The organism is Sphingobium sp., assembly GCF_033795625.1.
Taxonomy (GTDB): Bacteria; Pseudomonadota; Alphaproteobacteria; order Sphingomonadales; family Sphingomonadaceae; genus Sphingobium.
On record NZ_JARYGI010000031.1, the window covers coordinates 14890 to 27373 of the forward strand.

Genomic DNA, 12484 nt, shown 5'->3' on the forward strand with positions numbered 1-12484 from the left:
GATCGCGTTCGCAGGCAATCGCAGGTCGTCAGGGCTTGATGATTACCTTGAGAGCCTGCGACTCGGCAGCTCGCGAGAATGTGTCATAGGCATCGATGATATGAGCGAGGTCGAACCTGTGGGTCACAAGTTGTTCGGGCCGTAGACGCTCAGCCGCAACCGTCTTGAGCAGCATCGGCGTGCTGACTGTATCGACCAGACGCGTGGTGATGGTGATGTTGCGCGACCAGAGCTGTTCGAGATGCAGGTCCGCCTTGGCGCCATGCACACCGACATTTGCCACGACGCCGCCGGGGGCGACGATCTGCGCGCACAGCTCGAACGTCGCGGCGATGCCGACCGCTTCGATCGCGGCGTCGACGCCCCGTCCTTCGGTGAGGCTCATCACCTTGTTGGCGACATCATCCTGTGCGCTGTTGAGCGTGTCGGTGGCACCAAATTTGCGCGCCACAGCAAGCCGATTGTCGTCCAGATCGATCATGATGATGCGCGAGGGTGAGTAGAACTGGGCGGTGAGAAGCGTGGCCAGGCCGATCGGCCCGGCGCCGACGATCGCCACCGTGCTGCCCGGCGCGATCTTCCCGTTGAGCACGCCACATTCAAAGCCGGTCGGAAGGATGTCGCTGAGCATCACGAGTGCTTCCTCATCCCCGCCGGCGGGAATCGCATGCAGGCTGCTGTCGGCGTGCGGAATGCGGACGAACTCGGCCTGCGTGCCGTCGATCACGTTTCCAAGGATCCAGCCGCCATCGGCACAGTGCGAATACATGCCGCGCCGGCAATAGTCGCACCGGGCGCAGGACGTGATGCAGGAAATGAGGACATGATCACCCGGCCCGAAGCGGGAAACCGCGTCACCCACGGACTCGACTATCCCGACGCCTTCATGACCGAGCACCCGTCCGGGTTCGCAGGTCGGAACATCGCCCTTGAGGATATGAAGGTCGGTGCCGCAGATTGTCGTGTTCGTGATACGCACGATGGCGTCGCCCGGCGCCTGAACCGCCGGCATCGGCCGTTCGTCGAGGCTCTTCTGACCGGGGCCGTGATACACTAGCGCTTTCATGCTGTTCTCCGTCGATTTTGAGGGCGCTCCGCGTGGTGCAATCCCGCCTCGGACAAGCACGACTTCAACGTGCTTCCGTCCAGAGCGCCGGACCATGCGCGAAGCCCACCCGGCATTCACTCCGTAATGTTACGACCTAAGGTCGGGCTTGAGCTAACCCAATGGCTTCTGACCCCTCAGACGCGGAAAAAGAGCGTTTGGGCGAAAAGCGAACTGCCACAATGCCAGCACACCGTTAAGGACAGTTACGGATCGCAAGCGCGCGGGAGAAGAGGCAGTTCGGAGTTATGACGCGCATCACCATACTCGACGGCCATCCAGATCCTGGTGCGGAACGCTTCGTCCATGCTCTGGCGCAAGTCTATGAGCAGAGCGCGAGCGCGGCCGGCCATGAGGTGCAGCGGATCACAGTCGCTGAGCTCGACTTTCCTGTGCTGCGCTCGCAGGCGCAATGGCAGGACGGCCCCGTGCCTGCCGATATCGAGCGCGCGCAGGCCGCTATCAGATGGGCCGAACATCTGGTGATCCTCTATCCGCTATGGCTGGGTGACATGCCTGCCCTGCTCAAGGCCTTTCTGGAACAGGTGGCGAGACCCAGCTTCGCGTTCCGGTACAAAGACCACGGGCTTCCTGAGAAGCTGCTGCGCGGCCGATCAGCCCGGGTGATCGTCACGATGGGTATGCCAGGGCTCTTCTATCGGCTGGTCTATCGCGCCCACAGCCTCAAGAGCCTCGAGCGGAACATACTGGCTTTCACTGGCGTCAGCCCGGTTCGCCATTCGATCATAGGTGCCGTCGAGAATGCCGGTCGGCGAGAGCGGTGGCTCGCTCATATTCGAAAGCTTGGTCAACGGGCAATCTAGCCGCCGACCGCAAGCCGCAATGTAACCGCTGCCGCTTCTATGCCGGACAAGCGGTGATGGTCATCAGGGCAGCGGAATCAACACGGCTGCACCGTCCAGCGTCCCCGCGCGCAGCGCTGCAAGAGCAGCATTGGCCTGCCGCAAGGGAAAGCTCGTCGTCCTGGTCTTGACTTGCGCCTGCTGCGCGATGGCGAAGAAGCTCTCGCCATCCTCCCTGGTCAGGTTGGCAATCGATCGTATCGAGCGTTCGCCCCAGAGGTCCTGATAGGAAAACTGCGGTATGTCGCTCATGTGGATGCCCGCGCAGATGACGCTTCCGCCCTTGCGGATCGCCTGTAATGCCTGCGGCACCAGCGCCCCGACCGGAGCGAAAAGGATAGCCGCGTCAAGCCTCACAGGCGGTGGGTCGTCGGAAGCGCCCGCCCAGATGCACCCCAGCGAACGGGCAAAGTCCTGCCCATGACGATCTTCGGGCTTGGTGAACGCAAAGACGTCCCTCCCCTGCCAAACTGCGATCTGTGCGATGATGTGCGCCGCCGCCCCAAAGCCGTAGAGGCCGATGCGCTTGCCCTCCCCCGCCGCCCGCAGCGCCCGCCAGCCGATGAGACCAGCACAGAGCAATGGGGCCGCCTCGGCATCAGAAAAGCAGTCGGGAATCGCAAAGCAGTATTCGGCATCCGCCACGGCATGGGTTGCATAGCCGCCGTCGCACGTGCAGCCGGTGAATCCAGGCGTATCACACAGATTCTCCTGGCCAGCTCGGCAATAGTCGCAAATACCGCAGCTATGCCCCAGCCAGGGGACGCCCACGCGATCGCCAGGTCGAAACGTGTGAACATCAGCTCCGACCTGTTCGACCACTCCAACAATCTCGTGACCGGGGATGATCGGCAGATGCGCCCTGACTTCGCCGTCAACGATGTGCAGATCGGTCCGGCAGATGCCGCAGGCCGTTACCCTGATCAGCAGCTCGCGAGTTCCCGGCCGCGGAACAGCGCGCGTAACGGGCTGCAACGGGGCGCCGACGGCGCCCAGCTCCATCGCCTCCATGCTCACTCTTGGCGGTTGACCCACTTCGCTCAAGCGCTCGTATTTCTAGCTGAGCTGCTTGGTGACGATCACCAGCGTCGAATCCCCATCATAGGGCTTGATGGAGAAGCCGAAGTCTCTTTCCACACTGATCGCCGGCTGGTTCTGCCGGCTTTCCACCGCCTCGAGCGTCTTGGCGCCACTCGCCTTGGCATATTGTGCCGCATGGTCGAGCAGGGTCCAGCCAATGCCCTTTTGCTTGAAGTCGGCTCTCACCGAGATCGCCACCTCCGCACGCTCACCAGAAGGATCCTTTGCCACCATGGCAGTCGCCGCCAGTTCGTCGCCGGCAAAGGCCAGGAAATCCTCGGTCTGCTTGTGATCGACATTGGTCATGAGCATTATCTGGTCGTCGGAGACCTGGTTTACGCCCGACAGGAAGCGGAAGCGCAGATCATCCGTTGTCACCCGCGCATAAAAAGCCTTGAGCAGCGGACCGTCGTCCGCGCGAACGGGCCGGACGGAAAGACTCAAACCCGAGAGTGTCACCAGCGACACCGACCCTTGGCTTTCGGACATTGTACACACTCCAATTCTGCTAGCGCTTCCGGTCGCCGCTCAGGCCTACGCTACCCCCGCGGACATTGACCCGAACCTGGAGTCTGCCAGCTTTGTGCAGGAACGCCGATCCGTAATGTACCGCAGAAGGGCAAGTTCCGCCATGTGAAGCCTGAGCTTAAGGTCGAGGCGGAACGGAAAAGAGATGACCCGAGTGCAAAGTTGCACCCAGCCGCGTCTCAATGGGAGGCATCGCCGCGCAAGCTGTGTAGAAGAGTCGGAAACGACGGGGCGGTTGAGAAGCGAGCACGCTACCGCCGTCGGAGCAGCGAGGCATGATGGGCGACGACTTCATCGAAAACCGAACATTCGACGAGATCGCGGTCGGCGATCAGGCACGCCTGATCCGGACCCTGTCGCTCAGCGATATGCAGCTCTTTGGGCTCGCAACGGGCGATGCCGATCCGGATGGCCCGGATGCGGTTGCCAATGGGATGTGGGGCGGTGGACTGATCGCCGCCGTGCTCGGGACGCAGTTGCCGGGGGCAGGCGCGATTTATCGCAGCCAGTCGCTCCAATTTGTTCTCCCGGTGCGACTGGGAGACACGATCACCGCCTCGGTAAGGGTTGTCGAAAAGCATCCCGAGCACGGCGTGATCGTCTTCGAATGCCGATGCCAGAACCAGAATGGCGAGGACGTCGTGCTCGGCCGGGCGGAGGTCGAAGCGCCGGAAACCAAGCTGCGCTATGTACGATCTGCATTACCCGACGTCAGCATATCGACCCACGATCGATACCGGCAACTCATCGAGAGGACGCAGGGCCAGGCGCCGCTGCCGACGGCCATTGCACATCCCTCGAGCGCGCATGCCATCGCCGCAGCTATCGAGGCGGCGAAAGCCGGATTGATTGAGCCGATCCTCGTGGGTCCGGAAAAGAAGCTTCGTGCGGCGGCTGCGGAGGCGGGCTGCGACATTTCCGCTTTCCGGCTTGTTGCGGCCGACCATAGCCATGACGCGGCGGCGAAGGCCGTCGCGCTGGTGCGCGCCGGTGAGGCCAAGCTCTTGATGAAGGGGTCGCTGCATACCGACGAGCTCATGGCCGCCGTCATCTCGGCCACCACTGGCCTCAGGACAGAACGACGCATCAGCCACGCCTATGTCATGGACGTTGCGGGTCGCTCATCCCCCCTCATCATCACCGATGCGGCCGTCAATATCCTGCCTTCGCTCAAGGACAAGGCCGACATCATCCGCAACGCCATCGATCTTGCCCATGTGATCGGCATCGAGGTCCCGAAGGTCGCCATTCTGTCGGCCGTCGAAACCGTCAATCCCGACCTGCCCTCCACGCTCGATGCAGCTGCCTTGTGCAAGATGGCCGATCGCGGACAGATTGTCGGCGGCATCCTCGACGGACCGCTTGCGCTCGACAATGCCATCAGCGAAGCGGCCGCGCGCGAGAAGGGGATCGTTTCACCGGTTGCAGGCAAGGCTGAGATACTGGTCGTCCCCAATCTTGAAGCCGGAAACATGCTGGCCAAGCAGCTGACTTTCCTGGGTGGGGCCGACGCCGCCGGTGTGGCCTCAAGATCGACGCGGCGGCGAACGCGCGGAACGAGATGCGCATAAGCACGTCCGAAAGCGCGGTCGCGATCTACGTCATCCCCACCGACGAGGAGCGAATGATCGCGCTGCATACCGCTGCGCTTCTCTGCGCAGCGGACGATTATTGATTTCGACCAAGCCATTTTTGTCCCACCCGGCCGATGATGGCTTCCGACAACTGGTCATTGGGGAGCGCCGATCCGAAAGTGGCTGCCCTTCGTGCACAACACCTTGGTCGGTGCAGGCATACGGGACCGGATCAAAGTCGGTGCTGCAGGCAGATCGTGAGCGCGTTCGATATAAAGGCACAGTGACGGCTGCCTGAACGACATGCGCCATTCCTGAGCTTTGCTAACAGCATTCACGCTGGCAGCTTGGCAATAAGGCCGAAGAATGAGTACAGTGTTTCGCTCCCTCGCCCCAGAAAGGATCGCCATGCCATTTCCCCGATGGGCTATTGTACTGACCCCGGTCCTGTTGAACGCGTGCCTACCCGCCGGGAAGGAACTTTCTACCTCAAGTTCAATCGCCGCCCTTCCTACTACCCCGCAAACGCCAGATGCGCGCGCGCTTTCTTTCGTCGAAGCGCAATGCAGCGGCTGTCATGCGCTCCGACCGGGAGTGGAGCCGCCCAATCCGCAGGCCCCCAGTTTTGTGGCGGTCGCGAACGATATGGGGTTCAAGCGCGACACGCTACGCGAGTTTTTTCTTGACGGACACGATACACCATTAGCGATGTCGATCCATCTCACCGAGGAGGAGGCTGATATGGCCACAGCTTACATTATGTCACTTCGCTCGCCCCGCTGACACTATGCGGCTAGCTAGCCGAGATTGGCCGAACTGAAGCTTTTCAGTCGAAGCTAGGAGATAGCCCTGCGGCCTGCTGACCATCAGACAAACACATGATCCAAAGCGGGTGGGGCGAGCCAGCATCATGCCTTGAATGGCTTTGACCTGAGAACACCGCTCTGATGTCCACTGTCAACGCCTGAGGTGAGGGCCTGGGCGGCCGGATAGCGGGGCTTTGCAGATGATCGCGCAGAGGTGGGGACAGGGCCCGCAGCGCTGGTGCGATCTGCTCATGGATGCAGAGTGTCTTCACGTCGATCTTCGGAGGGGGGTGGCGATAGGTCCATGCATTTTCTACGGACATGTGACGGACGCGGCTGTTACCGGCCTTGGGGATGCTGCCTCGCTTTACAGATGCGCCAGTCGATCGCTGGCTGGGTCTGCACCAGGCCGAGATAGCTGGCGTGGGTTTTCGAAACGCGTAGTATCGCCCACTTGCCCGGCGAAGGTCGCGGCAACGACGAGGTCAACGCCGTAACGCCTCCAGAGCACGGACGAGCGGTAAAGAGACCAATTGGGCTACATACCGCTTCGGTTTTCGACGCGGAGGACAGTTTTTGATTTCGATCAAACCATCGCGTGTCCGATCAGGCCGATGAAGTCTTCCGACAAGGAGGCCATTCATGCTCGGATTTTTCGGCGACAATTTCCTGTATCTCGTGCTGGGCGCGTTTGCCCTCTTCACCCTAGTGGTCAATTATGTGTCCATCGCTGACGCCCTCGATCGGCGTTAGATTCGAAACAGGTGAAACCGAAGCGCGAAGCGGGGATCGCCGGCACGAACGGCAAGAAATGAACTGACGAGCCAACCAGGTCAATGCAATCGCCTCCGGAGCCCTGCCTAGCTTGGCGAGCGGACCATCCCGCTCGCCATGCCTGACAGGGCTTCGATCATTCGCGCGCCCAATTGCGGGTCAATCGGACTATCGGCGATTGACCGGCCCATGGCGTCGATCCACTGGTCGGCGGTTTCCCGGTCTACACGGATCTTGGCATGCGCTGACATCACGCACACCCCCGGATGCTCTGTAAACCAGTCGCGCGGTCCTCCAAGCCAGGCATTGAGGAATCCGGCCAGGGACTCACGCATCAGCGCCAGGTCGGGGGCATGCAGCGAGCGGAGCGCAGCATAGGCCGGGTCGCGGTCCATGAGATCATAGAAGAGATCGACGACCTGCCGCACGACCGTCGCGCCGCCCACCATGTCGAACGGTGTTTCTCTTACGTCGCTCGCGCTCGTCGCCATTCATCCTCCTGGGCCGCCGTCTCGAGGGGCTTCAGCCCTGGGCGCACTGTCACGCCAGACTAGCGGTCGCGGCGGCTCGCAGATTTGATCACGATCAAAGGCGCCAAATCTTCAGCCCGCAGCCGGCGTGAGCAAAGATCGTACCTTGAGGGCGAGTTGCTCAAGCGTGAACGGCTTGCTCAGCAGCACCACGCCGGCATCCAGCATGCCGTTATGGACGACCGCGTTGCGCGTGTAGCCGGTCGTGAACAGCACTCGAAGGTCGGGCTTGAGCGCGCGCGCCTGGTCGGCAAGCTCGCGGCCGTTCATCTCCGGCATCACGATATCGGTGAAGAGAAGATCGATCGCATGACCCTCTTTCACGATGTCGAGAGCCTGACGCGCACTGGAAGCCTCCAGGATCTTGTAGCCAAGCTCTTCAAGAGCCGCGACGGTCATGCGCCTGACTTCGTCGTCATCCTCCACCACGAGAATATTGTTTTGCCCCTCGGCAGCAAAGGGAAGGATGGCGCGGTCCCCTGCCCCTTCCGGCGGGACCGAAGCGCCAAGATGCCGCGGCAGGTAAAGCTTGATGGTCGTGCCCTGACCAATCTCGGAGTAGATTTTCACATGGCCGCCAGACTGCTTTATATAGCCGAACACCTGGCTGAGGCCGAGACCGGTTCCCTTGCCTACCCCCTTGGTGGTGAAGAAGGGTTCAAAAGCGCGCTCGATCACCTCGACCGGCATGCCCGTCCCGGTGTCGCTAATGCTAACGAGCACATACTGACCGGGAGCGACCTCGTCATGCAGCAGCGCATAGCGGTCATCGAGGTCGGCGTTGGCAGTTTCGATCGTCAGCCGCCCGCCGCCTTCCATGGCATCGCGGGCATTGACTGCCAGGTTGACGATCGCGTTTTCGAGCTGACCGGCATCCGCGAAGGCATGCCAGAGGCCGCCCGCCAGAACGGTCTCGATTCGGATATGCTCCCCCAATGTACGGCGGAGCATCTCTGACATGTTGCCGACAAGCTTGTTGAGATTGAGCGCCTGCGGTTCGAGCGCTTGCTGGCGGGAAAAGGCGAGCAATCGGGCGGTAAGATCGGCCGCCCGGCGCGCTCCCTCGGACGCGTGATCGAGGCATTCGGCGACCTTCGGGTGTTCATCGCCTTTAAGACGCCTGCGCGCGATATCGAGCGAGCCCATGATGATCGCCAACATATTGTTGAAATCGTGCGCGATGCCGCCGGTCAGCTGACCGATCGATTCCATCTTCTGCATCTGCCGCAGCTGAGCCTGTGCCGCTGTGTGTTCGCTGATCTCGGTCTGAAGCGCAGCCGTACGCTCGGCGACGCGCTGCTCGAGCTCTTCGTTCATGCGCTGCAGCGCCGTCTCGCTCTGGCGGCGAATTTCATGAGCGCTTTGCATCACGTGGATCACGGCAATGATCGCGGCCGCGGTGAGCGCGAAGACGAACAGCGGCACCCATTCGTCAGGCCAGGTTGGCCATGACAGGCTCGACCCATGAAAGCATTGCGCCAGAAGCGCGGCAAGAACAGTCGCGAATATCCCAGTTCCGCGGCCTCCCACCAGCGTCGCCAGGCCAACGGCGGCAAGAAATGCGAGATAGGGAGACTGATCCAGGGACGCGCCGAAGATTATCCGCAGCAGGAAGGCCAGAAACGTCAACAGCGCTGCTATAGCGAAGCCCCAAAGAGGCCGCTTGCGAATGACTTGCGCGGAAGCAATAACGTCCATAACCATGCAGGCGTCCTCATTGGGCCGCCACTACGTATCAACTCTTCAGTCTGGCGGAAACCAAGTTGACGCTGACCCTGCTCAGCTTGGCAGGGACGCTCAATCGAACGCTATGAAAAGCGAAGCACCCGGCGAAGCTGTACGGCGTCCCTGAGCGCCGAAGCTAATCGCGGGATCGTGTAGGGTTTCACTAGAACATCGATCGCGCCGCGCTGCATGGCCGTGACGGCGGCGCGGACGGCAGGTTTGCTGATCTGGATGATCATCGGCGGGCGAGGGGCGCCTCGCTGATGCTCTTCCAGGACATGATCCAGGGCGTCGAATCCGCCGTCCACATCAGCAAGGAGAATGACAGGCCCGCTGAACGCAGGTGCCTGATCCAGCGCGGTAAAGCTTGGGTAGTTGCCTTGCCATGTGATCAGGTCGGAACGGATCTGACGCGCGACATCGAACGCAGTATCGGGTCCGATGCCGATCAAGAGCGCAGGCTGGGCGGCTGCGGCGTCACGACCGCACGCGATCATACGAACGTCCCGGTTTGACCGGTCAATCTGGTGACTGTGTCGGCAAGCACATGCTCTCGAAACGGTTTCTCGAGCACCACGCTGAAGCCCGCTGCCATGGCCCGGTTCTTGAGCGCTGGGGTAGGAAAGGCGGTGATCAGGATCGCCGGCCCGGCCCATCCCCGCGACTTAAGCCGTGTCAGCACCTCCAAGCCGTCAAGCTCATCCATGCTGTAATCCGCCACAAAGCAGCAGGCCTGGTTCGCCAAGGGATCGGCAAGCAGAGCCGCGCCGGCGGCATACGCGCGCACGTCAAAGCCGCGTGCGCGGAGCAGAAGCTGAAGCGATCGCCGCACGCCGGGATCGTCTTCGACCAGGAGCAGCCGCCGTTGCTGCTGAGCAGAATTTGGCTTGATCTCGCCAGTCATGAGACACCATTTATCCAGCGCGATTGCTGGTCGTCAGCAGATGTCATCAATCGTATTGGCCGTCGCTACGTAATCGTCCTGAGGCTCAGGCCTCGATGCCGGCGGCGAAGGCGATGCGCAGCGCTTCGGACAAGCTGCGCACATTGAGCTTGGTCATGAGGTTGGCGCGATGCACCTCGACCGTGCGCGGCGATATGCCGAGATCATAAGCAATCGTCTTGTTGGGGAGGCCCTGGGCGAGGCCCTTGAGAACATCCTGCTCACGTGCGGTTAGCCCGGAGATGAGCACCGCTGCGTCGGCTGCGCGGCTGGCGCGGCCCTCGGCGTCGTTGAGTCGCTCGAAGGCTCTCTCGATGGCACCCAGCAGGACCGCCTTTTCAAACGGCTTCTCGATGAAGTCGACCGCACCGGCTTTCATCGCGCGAACCGCGATCGATACGTCGCCATGCCCGGTCAGGACCACGATCGGCATCGCGACGCCCCGCTCTGCCAGTGTCTGCTGCACTTCCAGCCCGTCCATCTCGGGCATCCGGACGTCCAGAAGAATACACCCGGTCTCCGCATGCTTCACATTCTTGAGGAACTCGATGCCCGAAGCCCAGGTCGTCACCGAAAAACCGGACGTCTTGAGCATGAAGCCCGCCGAGCGCCGTATGGCGTCTTCGTCATCGACTATGTGAATTACGCGATTATCGACCATCCAGCTTCTCCGGCTCCGCTCTTAGCAATGTGAAACAAAAACTTGTACCTCCCTTGGCGTTGGGCTCCATCCAGATGCGGCCGCCATTGGCCTCGACGATGGTGCGGCAGATGGAGAGGCCCAGGCCCATCCCCTCGCTCTTCGTACTGACAAAGGCCGTGAAAAGCTGGGGAGCGACTTCAGGAGCGACGCCTGGGCCGGTGTCGGCCACGCACACACGAACGAACCCGGCCTGCTCCGGGCCCGTCGACACGGTCAAGACCCGCTCGGGAGACTGGCTCATCGCGTCGACGGCGTTGCGGATGAGGTTGACCAGCACCTGCTGGATCTGGATCTTGTCGACAAGGACGTCCGCGGCGTCATGATCGATATCGAAGCGGGTATCGATCGACTTTTCGCTGGCGCCCATGAGGCCGAACGCAGCTGCCTCAGTGATCAAGAGCGGCAGCTTCTCGACCGTCTTTTCCACCTCGCCTCTCGCCACGAAGTCGCGGAGGCGCCGCACGATGTGGCCGGCCCGCATCGCCTCGCCTGCGGCGTCCTGCAAGGCTTCCCGGATCATCGGCAAATCGGCGGGATCCAGATCCCCAAGCAGGTCCCTGATCGCCTCGACATAATTGGCGACTGCGGTGATCGGCTGATTGAGCTCGTGGGCCAGTGTCGACGCCATGGTGCCCATCGCGCTTACCCGCGCGACGTGGATCAGCTCCGACTGCAGCTCTTCCAGCTTCTCCTGGGTCCGCTGGCGGTCGGTCAGATCCCGAATAAATCCAGTGAAGAGCCTCTGCCCCTCACCCGTCGCCTCACCGACGGCAAGCTCCATCGGGAAGGTCGAGCCGTCCTTGCGCTGGGCAAAGACGACGCGGCCAATCCCGATGATGCGCCGTTCGCCGGTGGTGAGATAGCGTGTGAGATAACCGTCATGGCGTTCACGATCAGGCGAGGGCATGAGCATGCTGACGTTCGCGCCGACCACCTCTGCCTGATCATATCCGAACAGCCGCTCCGCTGCGGCGCTGAAGGAGAGGATAAGCCCCTGCTCATCGATCACGATCATGGCGTCGGGAACCGTCGAGAGGATCGAGCGAAGGTGGTTTTCGCTGGTTCGCAAGGCCGCTTCGTTGGCCCGCTGATCCGTGATGTCGCGTGTGACCATGGCAAAGCCGTGCAATTCGCCGGCGCCGCTGGAAAGCGCGGTGATCGAGCTATGTGCCAGGAATTCGCTTCCGTCCCGACGAACCCGCCAATCGTCGAACTCGGCGCGTCCGTTCTCGCGCGCGGCTTCGCGCTCGGCCGCAGGGCGGCCGAGTTCCTGGGCGTCGGCGGGATAGCAGAAGGCGATCGGCTGGCCGGCAACTTCAGCCGCCGTCCACCCCATGAGCTGCCGCGCGCCTTCGTTCCAGATCACGACCCGTCCCTCCGGATCGAGCATGCAGATGGCGTAATCCTGGACGCCATCTATGAGCAGGATCAGCTCCTCGGCCGTCATGGAACAACGACCTTCAAAGAACCTCGCGTACCGGCCACGAAGCCTTTAGGGTCGAGAGTCATCATCGCGCCCCCTCACCCGCTTCGACGCACTGGCGCGGCAAATTCGCCTGACGATAATATCCGATACCCGCACCACTTGGCCCGATCTGCTAATTGATGCTGCGAAATTCGATGAGCTTCGCGGCTTTCCCGATGGCATAGCAAGTCCGCATGCGATCGGCCACCTGCGCTTGAGGCTCGCTCCTCTTGCGGCGATCAGTTAGGCAGGCAGCTTCGGGCGCGTATCTTTTGCGGCCTTGCGCCGCGACGGGAAGGCTCGCGCCAGGTCCCGCCTACAATGGAACTGATCGGTTGAAGATGACGATTGTACAGCACGGGGACAAACCGCGAGAAGATGGTGCGGT

Annotated in this window: 12 protein-coding genes; 3 read left to right on the top strand and 9 right to left on the bottom strand. The window is 61.8% G+C overall.

Annotated elements, in window-relative coordinates:
- Positions 1 to 28: 28 nt before the first annotated feature.
- Positions 29 to 1066 (bottom strand): zinc-dependent alcohol dehydrogenase family protein, encoded by a 1038-nt coding sequence (locus QHC67_RS14150; RefSeq protein ID WP_319295313.1) that lies wholly within the window; start codon positions 1064 to 1066, stop codon positions 29 to 31.
- 287 nt (positions 1067 to 1353) lie between these two features.
- Between QHC67_RS14150 and QHC67_RS14155 the strand changes: the two genes are divergently transcribed.
- Positions 1354 to 1929: an NAD(P)H-dependent oxidoreductase gene (locus QHC67_RS14155; RefSeq protein WP_319295314.1), complete on the top strand. Its 576-nt coding sequence runs from the start codon at positions 1354 to 1356 to the stop codon at positions 1927 to 1929.
- Positions 1930 to 1992: 63 nt separating this feature from the next.
- Here the strand turns inward: QHC67_RS14155 and QHC67_RS14160 are convergent, their stop codons facing one another.
- Entirely contained in the window at positions 1993 to 2979 is a 987-nt protein-coding gene (locus QHC67_RS14160) for a zinc-dependent alcohol dehydrogenase family protein (RefSeq protein ID WP_319295315.1), read from the bottom strand.
- Between the two features lie 45 nt (positions 2980 to 3024).
- Entirely contained in the window at positions 3025 to 3516 is a 492-nt protein-coding gene (locus QHC67_RS14165; protein WP_319295316.1) for a GNAT family N-acetyltransferase, read from the bottom strand.
- 335 nt (positions 3517 to 3851) lie between these two features.
- Here QHC67_RS14165 and QHC67_RS14170 point away from each other — a divergent pair, with 335 nt between their 5' ends.
- Both QHC67_RS14170 and QHC67_RS14175 read left to right on the top strand, forming a co-directional pair.
- Positions 3852 to 5147, top strand: a complete 1296-nt coding sequence (locus QHC67_RS14170; RefSeq protein ID WP_319295317.1) for a bifunctional enoyl-CoA hydratase/phosphate acetyltransferase — start codon at positions 3852 to 3854, stop codon at positions 5145 to 5147.
- Positions 5138 to 5251, top strand: a complete 114-nt coding sequence (locus QHC67_RS14175) for a hypothetical protein (RefSeq protein WP_319295318.1) — start codon at positions 5138 to 5140, stop codon at positions 5249 to 5251. Before QHC67_RS14170 ends, QHC67_RS14175 begins: the two co-directional genes overlap by 10 nt.
- A 1565-nt stretch (positions 5252 to 6816) precedes the next feature.
- Here QHC67_RS14175 and QHC67_RS14180 read toward each other — a convergent pair.
- The 6 genes from QHC67_RS14180 to QHC67_RS14205 all read right to left on the bottom strand — a co-directional run bounded on the left by QHC67_RS14180 (position 6817) and on the right by QHC67_RS14205 (position 12078).
- Positions 6817 to 7221 carry a group II truncated hemoglobin gene (locus QHC67_RS14180; RefSeq protein ID WP_319295319.1) on the bottom strand — a complete coding sequence of 135 codons (405 nt, stop codon included), beginning with the start codon at positions 7219 to 7221 and terminating at the stop codon, positions 6817 to 6819.
- Positions 7222 to 7332: 111 nt separating this feature from the next.
- Positions 7333 to 8964 (bottom strand): response regulator, encoded by a 1632-nt coding sequence (locus QHC67_RS14185; RefSeq protein ID WP_319295320.1) that lies wholly within the window; start codon positions 8962 to 8964, stop codon positions 7333 to 7335.
- A gap of 104 nt (positions 8965 to 9068) precedes the next feature.
- On the bottom strand, positions 9069 to 9482 hold the full coding sequence (locus QHC67_RS14190) for a hypothetical protein (RefSeq protein WP_319295321.1): 414 nt from the start codon (positions 9480 to 9482) through the stop codon (positions 9069 to 9071).
- Positions 9479 to 9889 (bottom strand): response regulator, encoded by a 411-nt coding sequence (locus QHC67_RS14195; protein ID WP_319295322.1) that lies wholly within the window; start codon positions 9887 to 9889, stop codon positions 9479 to 9481. The genes QHC67_RS14190 and QHC67_RS14195 overlap by 4 nt, the downstream gene beginning before the upstream one ends.
- An 85-nt stretch (positions 9890 to 9974) precedes the next feature.
- On the bottom strand, positions 9975 to 10589 hold the full coding sequence (locus QHC67_RS14200; RefSeq protein ID WP_319295323.1) for a response regulator transcription factor: 615 nt from the start codon (positions 10587 to 10589) through the stop codon (positions 9975 to 9977).
- Positions 10579 to 12078, bottom strand: a complete 1500-nt coding sequence (locus tag QHC67_RS14205; protein WP_319295324.1) for a PAS domain S-box protein — start codon at positions 12076 to 12078, stop codon at positions 10579 to 10581. The genes QHC67_RS14200 and QHC67_RS14205 overlap by 11 nt, the downstream gene beginning before the upstream one ends.
- Between the last annotated feature and the right edge of the window lie 406 nt (positions 12079 to 12484).